At 65.6% G+C, this 14,504-nt stretch carries 14 protein-coding genes and 1 tRNA gene; 7 read left to right on the forward strand and 8 right to left on the reverse strand.

The window, feature by feature from the left end:
* Positions 1-794: LysR family transcriptional regulator (locus H7F51_RS16855; protein ID WP_185665493.1), on the forward strand; the 794-nt coding region annotated here is incomplete at its 5' end.
* 13 nt (positions 795-807) lie between these two features.
* Here H7F51_RS16855 and H7F51_RS18760 read toward each other — a convergent pair.
* Positions 808-1,404, reverse strand: a complete 597-nt coding sequence (locus tag H7F51_RS18760) for a TetR/AcrR family transcriptional regulator (RefSeq protein WP_185665494.1) — start codon at positions 1,402-1,404, stop codon at positions 808-810.
* Positions 1,405-1,635: 231 nt separating this feature from the next.
* On the opposite strand from H7F51_RS18760, the gene H7F51_RS16865 reads away from it, so the two are divergent.
* A complete protein-coding gene (locus H7F51_RS16865) occupies positions 1,636-3,894 on the forward strand; it encodes a TonB-dependent receptor (protein WP_185665495.1) in 2,259 nt (752 codons plus the stop codon).
* Positions 3,895-3,979: 85 nt separating this feature from the next.
* A complete protein-coding gene (locus H7F51_RS16870) occupies positions 3,980-5,293 on the forward strand; it encodes an aminomethyl transferase family protein (protein WP_185665496.1) in 1,314 nt (437 codons plus the stop codon).
* Between the two features lie 6 nt (positions 5,294-5,299).
* Here H7F51_RS16870 and H7F51_RS16875 read toward each other — a convergent pair whose 3' ends face one another.
* Positions 5,300-5,509, reverse strand: coding sequence for a helix-turn-helix domain-containing protein (locus H7F51_RS16875; protein ID WP_185665497.1), 210 nt, complete (start codon positions 5,507-5,509; stop codon positions 5,300-5,302).
* A 141-nt stretch (positions 5,510-5,650) separates the two neighbouring features.
* Here H7F51_RS16875 and H7F51_RS16880 point away from each other — a divergent pair, with 141 nt between their 5' ends.
* Together H7F51_RS16880 and H7F51_RS16885 are read left to right on the forward strand one after the other, a co-directional pair.
* Entirely contained in the window at positions 5,651-6,262 is a 612-nt protein-coding gene (locus H7F51_RS16880) for a hypothetical protein (protein ID WP_185665498.1), read from the forward strand.
* Positions 6,259-7,146: a GIY-YIG nuclease family protein gene (locus H7F51_RS16885; RefSeq protein ID WP_185665499.1), complete on the forward strand. Its 888-nt coding sequence runs from the start codon at positions 6,259-6,261 to the stop codon at positions 7,144-7,146. The genes H7F51_RS16880 and H7F51_RS16885 overlap by 4 nt, the downstream gene beginning before the upstream one ends.
* Positions 7,147-7,150: 4 nt before the next feature.
* Here H7F51_RS16885 and terL read toward each other — a convergent pair whose 3' ends face one another.
* The 6 genes from terL to H7F51_RS16915 all read right to left on the reverse strand — a co-directional run bounded on the left by terL (position 7,151) and on the right by H7F51_RS16915 (position 12,634).
* Positions 7,151-8,716, reverse strand: coding sequence for a phage terminase large subunit (terL, locus tag H7F51_RS16890; RefSeq protein ID WP_185665500.1), 1,566 nt, complete (start codon positions 8,714-8,716; stop codon positions 7,151-7,153).
* Entirely contained in the window at positions 8,713-9,228 is a 516-nt protein-coding gene (locus H7F51_RS16895; RefSeq protein ID WP_185665501.1) for a DUF5681 domain-containing protein, read from the reverse strand. The genes terL and H7F51_RS16895 overlap by 4 nt, the downstream gene beginning before the upstream one ends.
* A gap of 2 nt (positions 9,229-9,230) precedes the next feature.
* Complete coding sequence (locus H7F51_RS16900) at positions 9,231-10,544, reverse strand: site-specific DNA-methyltransferase (protein ID WP_185665502.1); 1,314 nt, start codon at positions 10,542-10,544, stop codon at positions 9,231-9,233.
* 40 nt (positions 10,545-10,584) lie between these two features.
* The gene (locus tag H7F51_RS16905; protein WP_185665503.1) at positions 10,585-11,205 is read right to left on the reverse strand and encodes a hypothetical protein; all 621 of its coding nucleotides are present in this window, start codon (positions 11,203-11,205) and stop codon (positions 10,585-10,587) included.
* 413 nt (positions 11,206-11,618) lie between these two features.
* Positions 11,619-11,705, reverse strand: a tRNA-Leu gene (locus tag H7F51_RS16910).
* Between the two features lie 131 nt (positions 11,706-11,836).
* Positions 11,837-12,634, reverse strand: a complete 798-nt coding sequence (locus tag H7F51_RS16915; RefSeq protein WP_185665504.1) for a zinc-ribbon domain-containing protein — start codon at positions 12,632-12,634, stop codon at positions 11,837-11,839.
* Positions 12,635-12,828: 194 nt separating this feature from the next.
* Here H7F51_RS16915 and ftsE point away from each other — a divergent pair, with 194 nt between their 5' ends.
* The gene (gene ftsE, locus H7F51_RS16920; protein ID WP_185665505.1) at positions 12,829-13,557 is read left to right on the forward strand and encodes a cell division ATP-binding protein FtsE; all 729 of its coding nucleotides are present in this window, start codon (positions 12,829-12,831) and stop codon (positions 13,555-13,557) included.
* Positions 13,554-14,501: a cell division protein FtsX gene (locus H7F51_RS16925; RefSeq protein ID WP_185665506.1), complete on the forward strand. Its 948-nt coding sequence runs from the start codon at positions 13,554-13,556 to the stop codon at positions 14,499-14,501. The genes ftsE and H7F51_RS16925 overlap by 4 nt, the downstream gene beginning before the upstream one ends.
* Positions 14,502-14,504 lie beyond the last annotated feature (3 nt).

Here is a 14,504-nt window from a genome sequence, read left to right on the forward strand (position 1 = left end):
GGCTGGTGCGGCTGGAGCAGCGGCTCGGCACCCGGCTGGTTCATCGCACGACGCGGCGGATGGCCCCGACCTCTGCGGGGCAGGACCTGCTCGGCGCGTTGTTGCCGCTGCGCGCCGCGCTGCGCGAAGCCGAGGACCGCATCGCCGGTAAGCAGGCGGAGATCGGCGGGCCGCTCAGGATCACGGCGCCGACCTCGTTCGGGCGGATGCATGTCGTGCCGCACTTGCCCGCCTTCCTCGAGCGCCATCCCGAGGTGGACCTGGCGATCGACCTGTCCGACGAATTCGTCGACCTGATGGACGGCAACTACGACCTTGCCATCCGCATCGGGGCGCGGATCGGCGGGGGTCTGGTGGGGCACCGTCTTGCCACCAGCAACCGGGTGCTCTGCGCCGCGCCGGCCTATCTCGACCGGTTCGGCCTGCCCGCCGGCATTGCGGACCTGACGCGCCACCGCCTGCTGGCCACTGAGCGGCAATTGCCGTGGCACCTCGACGGGCCGGAGGGGACGGTGATCCACCATGGCAGAAGCGCGGTGCGGACCAATTCCAGCGAAGTGGTGCGCGAGCTTGCCGTGGGTGGCTGCGGCATTGCCCTGCGCTCGATCTGGGACGTGGCGGACATGTTGGCGAGCGGCGCGCTGCGGCGAATCCTGCCGGCCTGGCGCGGCTCGCGAGAGGTGGGGATCTTCGCGGTTCATCCGCCGGCCCCGGCCCTGCCCGCGCGGGTCCGGGCGCTGATGGACCATTTGCAAGACGGCCTCAGGGGGCTGGAGGTCACCCGCGGGATTTAGGCCGAGTTCAGCCTCAACCAACGATCTGCGCGATGATCTCATCCAGGAAGTCGTGCAGGTTTTCCGAGGCGGTACGCATGGTCTGAACCGCCCGAAATGAATGGAGCTCGATCAGGCCATGAAGCGCGAACCAGACGGCCAGTGCCCGCAGTTCGACCGCGCGATCATCGATCGTCAGGCCGGAAGCGCTGGCAATGCTGAGGCGCATCAACCGCACCACTTCGGCCTGACCCCGCCCTCCATCGTTCACGAGTTCGCGGCTGCGCGTGGCCGACATCATGACCCCGTACAGAAGCGGATTTCGCAGCGCGAATTCCACGTAGATCAGGCAAAGCGCGCGAATGCGTTCCGGGCCGGACGCATATCGATCGAAAGCGCTGCCGGTCTCTGCGCAAAGCTCATCGAAGCCCTCGTCGGCGATCGCTTCCAGCAAGGCCTTCTTGTCGGCAAAGTGCTTGTAGGGAGCACCCGGACTGACGCCCGCCCTGCGCGATGTTGCGCGCAGCGAAAGCCCGTCGGCACCCTCCTCGTTCAGCAAGGCGCGGCCGGCCTCGATCAACGCGCGGCGAACGTCGCGCGGGCGATCGAGATCGGACTTCGCTAGGTTCAACTCTGCCTCGTCTGCCAGCCGCGCGCTTCATGGAGCATAGCGTGCAGCACGTTCATTGCACCCGCCTATGCGCGGCCCATTGGTGTGCCATTCGCAACAGATTGTCCACAAGTTGGTAATCACTGTTTACCGCATGGAGTGATATGTTTCCTTCCAGGCACTCGGAGAACCGCGAAATCAAGCGGATGCGAGGCGGGAATAGCTGGCGGATCGAGCGAGGGGGAGAGGTATATGGACAACCGGTGGAAGCATACGTCGGGCATGGCGGCCCTGATCGCCGCAGCAGCCCTGGGTTCGACCAGCGCCCTTGCGCAAGCGAGCGATGGCGGCGGCCTCGGCGAGATCATCGTCACCGCACAGAAGCGGTCCGAGGCGGCGCAAAACGTGCCGGTGGCGATTACGTCGATCGATCCGGGCAGGCTGTCGAGCTCCGGCATCACGGACACGACCGAGCTCAAGCAACTCGCACCTGCGCTCAACTTCAATACCAATCTTGGCGGCTTCGGCCAGCCGCGCATCCGCGGCATCGGCACCACGGCGACCGGCCCCGGCATCGAGAACCCGGTCGCGACCTATGTCGACGGCGTCTACATCGGTTCGTCCACCGGCGCGATCTTCGCCCTGGCCGACGTCCAGCAGATCGACGTGCTCAACGGGCCGCAGGGCACCCTGTTCGGCCGCAATGCTACCGGCGGCGTGATCCAGGTTACCACCAAGGAGCCAACCGACACGCCCCACGTCAGCGGGCAGGTCCATTACGGTAACTATGACAGCTGGGGCGGTTCGGCCTATGCCACGGGAGGGCTTGCCGATGGGCTCGCCGCCAGCATCGCCGGCGTGTTCAATCAGCAGGACAAGGGCTACGGTCGCAATCTCGCCACCGGCAGCGAAGTACAGAAGGGCTGGGACTATGGCCTGCGCGGCAAGCTGCGTTGGCAACTGCCCGATGGTGCGACCAGCATCACGCTGGCGGGTGACTATTCGGAATCGAGCCGCAGCGATCCGGCAATCCGCACTTACCAGGGGCTGACGATCGCGGGCACGCCGACCCCCGGCGGCGACCGCGACATCTACCTGAACGTCGATCCCATCGTGCGTACCCACCAGGGCGGCGCAATGCTTAACGTCAGCCACGATTTCGCGGGCGTGCAACTGGTCTCGATCTCGTCCTTCCGCGAAGCGCGGCTTTACACCAAGATCGACGCCGACCAGACCACGGCGAACTCGCTGACCTTTTCGGAAGTGCAGAAGGATCGCCAGTTCACTCAGGAACTCCAGCTGCTGTCCACGGGCACCGGCCCCTTCAAATGGACGCTCGGCGGTTTCTACATGTGGTCGGAAGGCAAGTACGATCCGATCAAGACCGAGGGCGTGCTGGCTTGCGGCTTTGCCTGTGCCAACGACATCATCGTCCAGTACGTTCGGCAGAAGCTGAATTCCTGGGCCGCCTTCGCGCAGGGCACCTATGCCATCGACGATACCACCAACATTACGGCCGGTCTGCGCTATACGATCGACAACCGCCTGATCGACGAGAGCCAGACCATCACCACCGTGCCGTTCTTCGGGGCGAATACCGTTGTCTCGGGCACGGCGCTGGCATCGAAGAAGTTCCCGAAGCTGACCTGGCGGCTGGCCATGGACCACCGCTTCTCGCCCGAGGTGATGGCCTACGCTTCGTACAACCGCGGCTTCAAGAGCGGCTCGTTTCAGCCCAACAGCTTCCCGCCCAAGGTACTTCAGCCTGAAACGGTCGATGCCTTCGAAGTGGGGTTGAAGACCGACCTTGCCGACCGCAAGGTCAGGTTGAACCTTTCGGCCTTCTATTACGACTATACCAACATTCAGGCCAACCAGATCATCCAGGGGCAGCTGTTCGTCTACAACTCCCCCGGCTCGATCAATTACGGCCTCGATGCGGATCTGGCGATCAGGGCCACGCCGAACCTGACCCTGACCGCTGGCGCCGCCCTCCTGCACGCCCGTTACAAGCAAGGGTTTACCTCGGCTTTCTGGTCGATTCCGGCTCCCAATGCCAATAGCAACGCCAACCCGTTCTTCCATTCCATCGGCGGCAATTCGGTGATCCAGTGCCCGGCCGTGGGCGGGGTCAACGCCTTCGTTCCGGCCACTTTCGCGCCCTGCGATGCATCGGGCCTGCACATCCAGAATACGCCGGACGTAACTCTCAACGCCGGCTTCACCTATTCCGTCCCGGTGGGCAGCGGCCACGTCGATCTGGCGGGCAACGTCTACTACAATGGCGGCTATTACGACGATCCGCAGAACCGCCTGCGTCAGCCGAACTACACCCTGCTGGATGCCTCGGTAACCTGGTATGCCCGGGCCGACAGTCTCTTCGTCAAGGTCTGGGGCAAGAACCTGGCCGATACCTTCCATACCCAGCAGCAGAACGCGCTCGACGTGGGCGACAACCGCGTCGCCGCCCCGCCGCGCACCTACGGCGTGACACTCGGTTTCAAATACTGACTCCCGGCCGCAAGGCCATCTCAAGCCTGCGCCACCGTTCCCAGGAACCGGTGGCGCCTTTGTTCTCGGGAACAGGAATTCAGCGATGCTCACGTCCCCCTTCAAGCAGGCCTGCGCGATCCCCTTCTATCCGCAGTACGGCCTGTTCAGCCTCACGGGCGGGTTTGTCCGGCAATGGGAATACAACGGTTGGAAGCGCGAGAGCCTGTCGTGGAAGAAGACCTGCTACATCCACGCGGGCCTGTCCGGTATGGGCCAGATCACCTATCGCGGCCGCGATGCGGAAGCCTTTCTCGCCCGGACCTTCGTCAACAACTTCAGCAAGTTTCGCGTCGGCACGGCCAAACATGCCATCGCCTGCGACGATCGCGGTTTGATCGCCGGCCACGGCGTGCTGCAGAAGCGGGGTGAGGAGGAATTCCGTCTCTATGTCGCCGGGCCTTGGACGCCCTATGCGTTCAGCCGCTTTTCCGGGGATGTCGAGCAGGCGGTGGGCGACGACTTCCTGTTCCAGATTGCCGGACCGACCTCGCTGGAAACGCTGGAGGCTGCGACCGGGGAGAGCCTGCGCGACATTGCCTTCCTGCGCTATCGGCAGGTCACCATCTGCGGTCACGAGATCCAGATCATGCGTCTCGGCATGGCCGGTACGCTGGCCTTCGAACTGCACGGCTCCTTGGCGCATGGACCCGAGATCTATGACGCGATCCTGCGCGCCGGGGTTCCTTTCGGGATCGAGCCGCTCGGCTGGCAGACCTTCCAGGTCAACCATGTCGAGGGCGGATTTCCGCAGCAGTTCTGGACCTTCCAGTCCGCGATGCACGACGATCCCGGCTTTCGCGGATGGATGGCGCAGCAGCCTTGGCACTTCCCCGATCCGGCGCCCGCCGGCAGTGTCGATCCGGCCGACTTTCGCGCCCGCTGCCGCACTCCTGTCGAGGTCGGCTGGGAGCGTTCGGTTCGGCTTGACCACGATTTTACCGGCCGCGCTGCGGTCGAGGCGGAACTGGCCGCGCCGCGGCGGACCGTCGTCACCCTTGAATGGAATGCGGAGGATGTCATCGACATCTATGCCTCGCTGCTGCGCGAAGGCGAGGAATACAAATATCTCGAAATTCCGGTTTCGCCTGCCAATCGGGGAATTTGTGGCCACGCAGATCATGTGATGAAAGATGGTGTGCCGGTCGGCATCTCCTCCGGCACGGTGTACAGCTATCATTTCCGCAAGGTGATCTCGCACTGTACCATTGATGGGGCTGAAGCGAATGAGGGGGCCGAGGTGGTCATCCTGTGGGGCGACCATGGTGGGCGACTGAAGGAAGTACGCGCGACCGTCGCCCGGTTCCCATATCTTTGCGAAGGTCGTAATCAGTCGGTCGATCTCACGCGGGTTCCTTAAGGGCCATCAATCGCCGTCCAGCAAAGCCCCAGCGGTCACCCCAAGTGGCTCCGCAAGCTTCTCCACGACAGTAATTGTCGGATTCCTCCGTCCTCGCTCGATGTCACTGACATAGGTGCGGTGGATGCCGGCGCGGTCGGCGTAGTCTTCCTGGCTCCAGCCTTTGGCCTCGCGCAGGGCGCGTACATTCCGGCCGAGGCGTATCCGAATATCCACGGCCGTCTACAGACAGCCATGTCGCTCATCGATCTACAGACGATCAGTGACATTTGACGTTGACTTGCCCCGCAAACGAAGCCTGATGGGTGTCACTGATCGACGACATTGGGGCGCGGCATGGATGTGCGGATTTGTTGGATGGCGGCAGCGGCTGGGCTGCTGGCAAGCGGGGTAGCGGCCCAGTCCAAAGAGGAACGGATCGAGCCGAGCCCGGCCCAGTTGGCCAAGCTCAATGCCCTGACCCCGGAAGGCGTCGCGGCGTTGGTGACGGTGAAGGGCGACGAACTCGAACCGGTGACGGTGCTGACCACGGCCGAGGCGTGGAAGAGCAAGGGCGCCTTTACCGATCCGGTCCGCTCGGACGCGATGCTCCGGGCTTTTATCAGCACCAGGACCGGCGAGGTGCGCTGGCAGGTCTACGAGGAGGTCTCGTACAACTATGCCTACCGCATGTTCCGGCAGGCGGTCTATGCGACGGCGGCGGGGGCGCAGTCGGCTGCGGTGACCGAACTCGCCCACGAGGTGCTGGGCTGCTTCGGCGGGACCTGCTCCTACCGCGACACGCTCGGGTTCGACCTTCCCGAGGCGGCGGTCCGCGAGATTGCCGCGCAGTACCACCCCGGCGGCTCACCCTTGTGGCGGTTCCGCTTCAAGGCGCAAAGCGGGCTCGACTGGGAAGACCGGATTGCGCCGGCCGAGGCGGCCGGGCTGCTGCTCGCGGTCGAGCACAGGACGAGCAAACGGCCGTGAGCGTGTTGCCGGCCAACCTTGATTTCCGGGGAATGCTGGACCTCGCCAGCCTCGACCCGCGTGAGGTGGTAGCCGTGCGCCATGCCCCGCAGCAGAAGGCCCTGCGCCGCGTGCTGCCCTGGCTGGTGGTCGAGCGCCCCGAACTGTTCATGGCCTGGCAGCAGATCCAGTGGGAGAAACTGGAAAAGGCCCTGATGCGGGCCCGCTACATGGCCTCGTTCGTGGGGCAGGACAGCGGCATGGCAACCTTTGCCGGGATCAGCCGGATCACCGGCTGGCAGAGCCTCGATCATGCGGCCTATCTCGACTTTCCCGGCAACCGCGAACTGGCCGACCTCGGCATGGACCTGCGCGGGCCAGACATGGAACACTGCCTCGCCTTCGAGCTGGAGGAGACCGGTTGCTTTGCCGATTACGTCGGTCGGCTGGTGGTGAACTGGCCGACGCCCTCGCGTCAGTGGTGGCGCTGGGCTGGCAATGCCTCGTTCCCGGTCAGCGCAATCGATCCGGACAGCCGGTTCGTCCGCGCGATGCCGGAATGGAGTGATCTGATCCTGAGCTGGTACGAGTTGCAGAGCCTGCCTGCGTCGTGGATCAGCGCGCTGGCGCAGTGGCGCGGGGTTTACCTGATCCACGATGTCGAGAGGCGGGCGGGCTATGTCGGCTCGGCCTATGGCGAGGACAATATCCTCGGCCGCTGGCGGGGTTATGCCCGTACCGGCCACGGCGGCAATGTCGCTCTGCGCCAGAGCAATCCTGCAAACCTGCGCTTCTCCATCCTCCAGCGCACCTCGCCCGATCTTGAGCCAGCCGATGTCATCGCGCTGGAAGCCAGCTGGAAGAACCGCCTGCACACCCGCGAGGCCGGGCTCAACCGCAACTGAAGGGTCAGTACAGACCAGGATCGTCGTCCTCGTTGACGTTGTACCAGGCCTCGTCGTCCTCCTCGTCCCGCTCATCGCCGTAGTAGCGGAAGCCGTAGCCGATGCCGATCTCTTCCGGCGCGGCGGGTGGGCTGTTCCACCAGGCGCCGTGCTGGCGCACCCAGCCGAGCAACTGCGACAGGGCATCGACCTGATCGTCATGGCGCCCGTTGGGGAAGGCGCTCACCTCGCGGATGAACTCGGCCAGCCACGGCGCATCTTCGGGCACATGGACCCGGCCGGCCTCGATCATCGCGCTGACCCCGAGCGCGCGGCTCTGCTTGTCGGTCTCGGGCCGCCGCCCGACGGGGGAAGGCACGCCCGGCGGATCGTCGTGCCTCAGGTTCTGGATCAGCTGGGTGCCCGAGGCCTGGTCCTCGATCAGCAGGACATCGGCGCGATGTTCGCGGGCCAGGCTGATCGCGGTGCGGGTGAGATCGGGCAGTTGCAGCCGGCCCCGGAACAGGTCGAGGATGTAGACGTCGTTGCCGCGGACCAGCGCGGTCACGCAGACCGACCAGTCGTTGTGGGGGTTGTCCTTGCTTGCCGTATCCCACGACTGGATCACGGTCCCGGGAAAGCGGGCAAAGCCAGCGGTAGCAAACGTCCTGAACCACTCGCCCCGGATCACATTGCCGAGCGCGGGCACCGGGTCCTGCTGGTACTGTGCGGCAAAGGCATAGGAGCCCATGGCCGCCTTCAGCTCCATCAGGACCGGCAGCGGCTCGCGCGCGGGGTGGAGCAGTTCACCCGCCTTGCGGCGATGGACCCGCCTGCGGGTAAGCGGGATCGTCATGTCTACCTCGGCGATGGCCGCCAGCGTGAGGTGCTCCCACCCGCCGCTCTCGAGCAGCATCCCGGCCAGGTCATCCTCGTGCAGGCGCTGCATCACGCAGAGCATGGTCCCGCGGCTCTTGTCGTCGAGCCGGGAGGACAGGGTCGAGCGGAACCAGCCGTTGACGAAGGTGCGGGTGGTCTCCGAGTTCGCCTCCTCGGGCTTGATCACGTCGTCCATGATGATGATGTCGCCGCCGCGCCCGGTCAGGGTGCCCCCGACCGAGGTCGAGAGCCGGCCGCCGCGCCGGGTGGTCTCGAAGTCATAGTTGGCCGAGCGCTTTTGCGCGATGACGGTGCCGGGAAAGGCTTCGCGGTACCAGGCAGACTGCATGACCGAGAGGCAATCGCGCGCCAGCTTGCCCGACAGTTCGTTGGAATAGCTGACACAGACGAAGTTGAGGGCCGGGTTCTTGCCCAGCATCCAGGCCACCCAGGCGACGCTGATCGCGATCGACTTGCCGTTGCGCGGGGGCAGGGTGATGAGCAGGCGGCGGTTGTCGCCGGCCCGGACGCGATCGAGCTGGTGCACGATCGCGTCAAAGTGCCAGTTCCAGACCATGACCTCGCCGCCGTTCACGAAGGCGAAGGCCTTGCGCAGGAAGTAGGCAAAGTCGTGGACCAGCAGCCAGTTGTGGACCGCGACCGGATCGCTGAACCGGTCCGCCAGCCCGGGAGGCAGGCCCCGCTCTATCATGCGGGCCCCTCCGGTTCGTCGGGACCGGGTGCGAGCGGCAAGTCGTGGTCGCTCGGGTCATCCCGCAGATGTCCGGCCATGGCGGCGTCAGCAGCCGTGGCGGCGGCTTCGACAGGCAACTCGCCGATGCCGGCGAGAAAGCCCTCCAGCATGGCAAGTTCTGCGGGTGGCAAGGTGTTCTTATCCCCGCCGCGGTCCTCGGTCCCGAATACCTGCATGATCAGCGGCAGCAGCAGCGCCTGGGCCTTGAGGTCACCGGTGGCGGCGCGAGCGCTGAGGGTGACCAGGGCAAGCTGCTGGCGGGTACCCTTCAGGGTCTTGCCGTTGATCTGGATGGTGTGCCGGGCCGAGAGCACCTCGTGTAGATCGGTCTTCAACCCGCGGCTGCCGCGCGGACGTCCCTTGGGATTGCCCGACTGGCCGGGCTTGAACCGGCTGTGCTTCGGCGGCCGGCCATAGCCGACGAGGTCGTCGTCCGAGGGCTCGCCGGGGATATCGTCGATTTTGCTCATGGTCAGTTCTCCTCGACCAGGCCGGCGTGCTCGGCCGCGACCTCGGCAAAGGTCTGACCGGTGGCGGCAAGCACCGGGACAAGACCGCTGGCATCGGCCAGACGGGCGAGGGCGGTATCGACATAGCGTGGGTCGAGCTCGATCCCGGCGCCGCGCCGGCCCGTGCGGTGGGCGGCGATCAGGGTCGAGCCCGAGCCGGCACAGGGATCGAGCGCGATCTCGCCGCGGTTCGAGCAGTCGATCAGGAAGTCGGCGATCAGCGCGGTCGGCTTGACCGTGCTGTGATCAGCCAGGTCACGCTTGCGGCCCTTGCGGAAGGTGTTCGCGCCGGCATACTTCACGACATTGGTGCGGTAGCGGCCGGTGTCGCCGAGGCCGAAGTTGTTGGTATGCCTGCCGCGGCCCGACTTGAACACGAAGATCAGCTCGTACTGGCTGCGATAGAAGCTGCCCATGCCGCCGGTGCCCTTGTCCCAGACCACCAGTTGCTTGTGCTCGGAATAGACCCCGTCGGCCGCATCGAGCAGTTCGCGCGCGTGACGCCAGTCCATCGCGATGTAGTGGATCGAGGCTTCGGCCGAAAACCGTGCGCACTGGCGGAAGATCGCGCGCAGGAAAGTGGTGAACTCAGCCACGCTCATCTCGCCGGTGCCCATCACGAACTCGCGGTGGCGGCCGGTGCCCGAGACGAACCCGTCGATCGGCACGTTGTAGGGTGGGTCCGCAAAGACGATTCCCGCCCGGTCTTCGCCGAGCAGGGCTTCGTAGCTCGCCGCATCGCGCGCGTCGCCGCAGTAGAGCCGGTGCGGGCCGATCAGCCACAGGTCACCCTCGCGGCTGACCGCAACCGCGTCCTCATCCGGCAGTTCGACCTTCTCCGGTTTCTCCTCGACCTTGTCCTCCGGCAGCGCGAAGTCGAGGTCGGCGGTCGTGAAGCCGGTGATCTCGAGATCATAGCCGTCGGCGAACAGGATCTCGAGCTCTTCGGTGAGCAGCTTGGCATCGTAGCCGGCCAGTTCGCCGAGACGGTTCTCGGCAAGGGCAAAGGCGCGGCGGTCGTGGTCGGTCATGAACCGCGCGCGGATCACCGGGACCTCGTCGAGGCCGAGCGCCTTGGCCGCCAGCCAGCGGCCATGCCCGGCCGCGATCATGTTGGCATCGTCGATCACGATCGGCACCAGCCAGCCAAACTTCCGAATGGACGCCCCGATCTGGCTGATCTGCTTGTCGGAGTGGGTCCGCGCATTGCGCGGGTTGGGCGTGAGCGAACTGGTCGCGACCAGCTCGAGATGCGGGTGGTTGGGGATGTGGGTCATCAACTGCTCCTCAAAAAGGAAGCAGTTCAGCTACACCACGTCAGCGCCGCTTTGACTCACGAAAGCGGGTCCGATTTTTCCCTGATACCAGATTGCGGATTGTCGCCGGGGAAGGGCTGTAGCCTAAAAGCCAACGCACCGTGTTAGCCGTTGTCGCGAGCGCTCGTTCGCTTGGCGTGCTGCCAGGAGCGACTGAGATTGTCCCGATGATCGGGTGTTCGATCGATTGACTGTTGTGCTCTCGGATCAGTGGGTAAAGGTCGTCATAGATCCCACGAATGGCGTTGTTCCGCTTGAGCTTCGCGATGCGGTTGTGACAGCGAAGGCTGCGCTGAAATTCGGACAGTCTGGGCACCTTGCCTTCGAGCCGGGCAACGAGCCATTCAAGATATTTCGCCGGCAGGTTGGGGCGGTGCAGCTTCCGCAGCCTGTGCGCCAACAATACGTTTCTGGGCACATTGCGGCGCGGCCGTCCCTTGCGCTGTGCTTGATGTCCAAGCTCCGTTCGGAGCAAGCGCATCATCATGGCCGGCATCAGTGCAGGCGTTACCCGTTCGGCGGCCTCCAGCAGCATCTCGTCCGTGGGGCATTGGCCCTCCTCGAGGTGCGAGACGACCGTGTCTGTAGTAATAACGGAGATGTTGGAGAAATCGAATTTCACGGGAAATGAATGCCTCTGATCCGGCTCGCCTGCAACACGCAGATTTCACTCCGCCGTTCCCAGCATGGCCGGATTTTTTCCCTGTTCGTTCACCAGGGAAATGCCGGCGGAAGTGGCCGAATTCTGCGAGTGTGATCGAAGAAATTTCTTCCTTTTGGGCGCTTCGTTTCAACAATTCCCTGTAGATTCCCAGTTAAGTAGGGAAACGGGGCGGCGAGACCCGTTAGGCCCCGACTGCGTCATTCACCATATTTCCCTGAAGATCGCCGGTTTCTCCGATCGTCGCCCTCGCAGGCGCGGGGTTTCGGTCGCCTTGCGCGGCTGGATCAGGATCTTGTCGGAGGATGGCTTGAGAGAGGGGGGCTTGCTACCTTGGCCCTGACCGCTTGAATTTCGTCGATGAATTCAAGGGATGGTGCGGTCGAGAAGACTCGAACTTCCACGGGCTTTCGCCCACAACGACCTCAACGTTGCGCGTCTACCAATTCCGCCACGACCGCATAATCGAACAGGGCCACTTCTAGGAGAAGAAGCTGGCCCCGCGGGGTAGGAGCGCGCCCCTAGCAAATGGTCCGGGGGGCTGCAAGCGATGATATGCGCTTTTTGCGAAGGCTTTTTTCAACAGGGCCTCTCAGCCCGGTTTCCAGCCGATTTCGGCGAACTTGGCCGAGCGCGGCACATCGGTCACGGCTTCGTTGATCGTCATGCTCTCGCCCGGGGCGAGCTGGCGCTTGGGTGGGAAGACCTCCCACGAATAGACGATGCGGTCGGCCGAATCGCGCAGCACGATCAGGATCGGCGGGACATTGCGGCGTTCCTTGCCGACATTGGTGACCTTGCCGCTTGCCCCGAAGAATTCAGCGCCGTTGGGCAGCGTGCGCCGGTCCTGCCGGTTGGGCGGGAATTCGAGCACGAGATCGGGCTGGGCCGAGGCGAAGGTCTGGCGCGCAAGCGGCGCCCAGTCGGGCAGCCCGTACCAGGCGACCGCGCCGATCGCGGCGAAGGCGATCACGGCAAAGACCGAGGCGGCGATGGTGTAGAGTTTGAGCCGGTTGCGCCGCGGCCGGAACGGCGGCTCGTGCGCGAAGCTCGAATAGGAGAAGTCTTCCGCTGTCGTCTCGTCGGAATAGACCTGCTGGATGCGCGGTTCTTCGGGAATCGGCGGGGGGGGCTCGGCCTCCGTACCGGAAGGAACCGCCTCGCTCGCCGCATCCGCTTCCGGAGCGGCAGCCTGTGCGGCCGGCTCAGCCGAGGCCTGGGCAGGCGGCGGCGCGGCAACCGGCACGGGTTCGGGGCGCTGTGGCAGCTCCGGGCCATGTTGAAACCACGAATGGCGACACTTCGCGCAGCGCACCGTGCGCCCATCTACGCCGATGGCGCTGTCGGGAACCACGTAGCGGGTCGCGCAGGCAGGGCAGGCGATGATCATGGATGGGGATTAAGCACGTGCGCTTGCCGCCCGACAAGGCCGCGGCCGGAATGCACTCCGGTTGCGCCCCTTTTTTCCACACCGATTGATGGCTATAGGCCACAAGGGGTAGCCGCCGGTCGGTTCGGGAGCCATTGTTTCGCCGTGTTCGCAACTTTTCGCCGTGATCGACGCTGCCTGACTCGGCCTGCCGCATGACGCCGGACGCCGAAGGCGAGATCGTCCAGTTCGACAATGTCGGCCTGCGCTACGGCACGGGGCGCGAGGTGCTGAGCGACGTTTCCTTCACCCTTTATCCTGGCAGCTTCTATTTCCTCACCGGGGCCAGCGGCGCGGGCAAGACCAGCCTGCTCAAGCTGCTTTACCTCGCGCAGCGGCCTTCGCGCGGGGCGATCCACATGTTCGGGACAGATGCGATCACCATGCCGCGCGAGCGCCTGCCGCTGCTGCGCCGCCGCCTCGGGGTCGTGTTCCAGGACTTCCGGCTGGTTCCCCACCTTTCCGCCTTCGACAATGTCGCCCTGCCGCTGCGCGTTTCTGGCGCGGCCGAGCGGGACATTGTCCAGCCCGTGGCCGACATGCTCGAATGGGTGGGCCTGGCCGACCGGATGGACGCGCGCCCGGCTACGCTGTCGGGCGGGGAGCAGCAGCGCGTGGCCATCGCCCGCGCGGTGATCGGCCGGCCGCAGTTGCTGGTGGCCGACGAGCCGACCGGCAACGTCGATCCCGACATGGCGGTCAAACTGCTGCGCCTGTTCGAGGCGCTCAACCGCCTCGGCACCACGGTCGTCGTGGCGACTCACGATGCCCACCTGCTGCGCAAGGTGCCGGAAAGCCTGATCATGCGGCTCGACAAGGGCCGCCTCTCCGATCCTACCGGGGCCCTGCGCTATCCGCCCCGGCGTCAGACGGGGCCGGCATGAACGACGCGCCGCCGATTCCGCAGGCCGCCTCTCGCCTGCCGCGCCGCTCTGCCGAGATCGTGCCGCAGGCACGAATGTCGGGCCCGATACCGTGGGTGATCGCCATCATGGTCGCGCTGATGGTGGTTGCCGCCGCGGGTGGCCTCGCCCTGCGCAACACCGGCAAGGCGGCGGCGCGCGAGCTTTCCGGCGGGATTACGGTCCAGATCGTCGAGGCGCGCCCGGCCGAGCGCGACCGGCAGGCCCGCGCCGCCCTGGCCCTGCTCCAGCGCGCGCAGGGGGTGACCGAGCCGCGAATCGTGCCGCAGGCCGAGCTGGACGCGCTGGTCGAGCCGTGGCTGGGCGAGGCGGTGGACGAGCAGGCGCAGGGCGGCGGGCAGGGGGACAGCCTCGGCGTTCCCGTCCCGGCCCTGATCGATGCGCGGCTGGCCGGATCGCTCGCGCCCGCGCGCCTCGCGGCCTTGCAGGAGCAGCTCCGCCGCACCGCGCCCTCCGCCCGGGTCGATGATCAGGCGATCTGGCTGCGCCCGGTGTTCGGGGCCGCGCAGTCGCTGCAGTGGCTGGCCGTGGCGTTGATCGTGCTGCTTTCGGGCGCCACCGGCGCGGCCGTGCTGCTGGCGGCGCGAACCGCGCTCGGCAACAACCGCGAGACGATCGAGATCGTCCACCTGCTCGGCGGCACCGATGCGCAGATCGCGGCGATTTTCCAGCGCTCGATCGCATTCGATGCGATCGGCGGCGGCGTGGTCGGTTTCGGCGCCGCCTTCGTCGTGATTGCCCTGCTCGGGCGCAGCTTTGCCCAGCTTCAGGCCGGGATCGTCACCGGCTCGGCGCTCGGCTGGATGGATTGGGCCCTGCTCGCGCTGGTCCCGGCCGTGGCCGCAGTGGTGGCAACGATCACCGCGCGCTGGACAGTGATGCGCGCGCTGCGCCGGATGCTATAGGTT

It is taken from the genome of Novosphingobium flavum, assembly GCF_014230315.1.
GTDB classification, from domain to species: Bacteria; Pseudomonadota; Alphaproteobacteria; order Sphingomonadales; family Sphingomonadaceae; genus Novosphingobium; species Novosphingobium flavum.

Bases quoted from the DNA above. Each gene is read 5' to 3' on its own strand.
- H7F51_RS16865 (WP_185665495.1), top strand. From the start codon at position 1,636: ATGGACAACCGGTGGAAGCATACGTCGGGCATGGCGGCCCTGATCGCC.
- H7F51_RS16870 (WP_185665496.1), top strand. From the start codon at position 3,980: ATGCTCACGTCCCCCTTCAAGCAGGCCTGCGCGATCCCCTTCTATCCG.
- H7F51_RS16880 (WP_185665498.1), top strand. From the start codon at position 5,651: ATGGCGGCAGCGGCTGGGCTGCTGGCAAGCGGGGTAGCGGCCCAGTCC.
- terL (WP_185665500.1), bottom strand. From the start codon at position 8,716: ATGATAGAGCGGGGCCTGCCTCCCGGGCTGGCGGACCGGTTCAGCGAT.
- H7F51_RS16895 (WP_185665501.1), bottom strand. From the start codon at position 9,228: ATGAGCAAAATCGACGATATCCCCGGCGAGCCCTCGGACGACGACCTC.
- H7F51_RS16900 (WP_185665502.1), bottom strand. From the start codon at position 10,544: ATGACCCACATCCCCAACCACCCGCATCTCGAGCTGGTCGCGACCAGT.
- H7F51_RS16915 (WP_185665504.1), bottom strand. From the start codon at position 12,634: ATGATCATCGCCTGCCCTGCCTGCGCGACCCGCTACGTGGTTCCCGAC.
- ftsE (WP_185665505.1), top strand. From the start codon at position 12,829: ATGACGCCGGACGCCGAAGGCGAGATCGTCCAGTTCGACAATGTCGGC.
- H7F51_RS16925 (WP_185665506.1), top strand. From the start codon at position 13,554: ATGAACGACGCGCCGCCGATTCCGCAGGCCGCCTCTCGCCTGCCGCGC.